We start from the raw sequence: 800 nt of genomic DNA on the forward strand, positions 1-800 counted from the left end.
CACAATATCGATTTTACTTTCAATCTCCAGGGCTTCTTCAACCACATTAATCTGGGAATCATGAGCTTTGGAAATGAGGTCCGGAATTTCCTTTTGAAGGCTTTCCAGTGCACTGAGTGCCTCTTTCATGGTGTACCGATTTTCACCAATAACTAAGTCATGCTCCTTATCCGCTGAACACAGCATCTCCGCATTAGCAGCAGAACAAAACGTGTAAATTGTAAGAGCGACGATTCGACCCATGCGAAATACTCTTAACGCCTGCATTTGCGGCAAATTTAGGAGCACCAGCGAGTAAATTTTGCATAGCAGTGCTTTGTTATCCATTTTTCGCCACTGCGATTGTATCGAAACATTCCTCGGGGGTAGAAGCCATAAAGTACTTTGTAACCTGTTCAAAAATTTCCGGTGTATCTGTTGCCGATCTTTCTAGCTGTTCTTTGCGCGGTTTTTCAATCTACTTTAAGCACTCCGCATTTGACAGGTCTACGTATATCAAATTATGTGGAGCATCAATCACGGCGAAAATACTCCGAAACCTGACTCTTTGTGACAGAGTATTTGCTGGAAAGTCCATTACTACATTAATTCCTGTAGTCAAAATAATTTGAACAAGCTTTTTAAGCTGCGACTTAAGTAGATTTGAATATTCGATATAGTCATTCAGTGACGAAATCTTATTTGGGCAAAGTGACGCGAGCCATTCATCTTCTGAAAGCAATACTGCATTGCTTTTATGCGCAATTTCGCGAGCTTTAGTGGACTTTCCTGCCCCCATTTTTCGACAGAAGAAGATCGAT

At 41.2% G+C, this 800-nt stretch carries 2 protein-coding genes; both read right to left on the reverse strand.

Going from position 1 to position 800, the window contains the following annotated elements; genetic code table 11:
- Positions 1–327: hypothetical protein (locus A3739_RS02285; RefSeq protein WP_156502266.1), on the reverse strand; the 327-nt coding region annotated here is incomplete at its 3' end.
- A gap of 130 nt (positions 328–457) precedes the next feature.
- A partial coding sequence (locus A3739_RS02290; protein ID WP_231876978.1) for an ATP-binding protein occupies positions 458–800 on the reverse strand: 343 nt, incomplete at its 5' end.

This window comes from Oleiphilus sp. HI0067, from assembly GCF_001635735.1.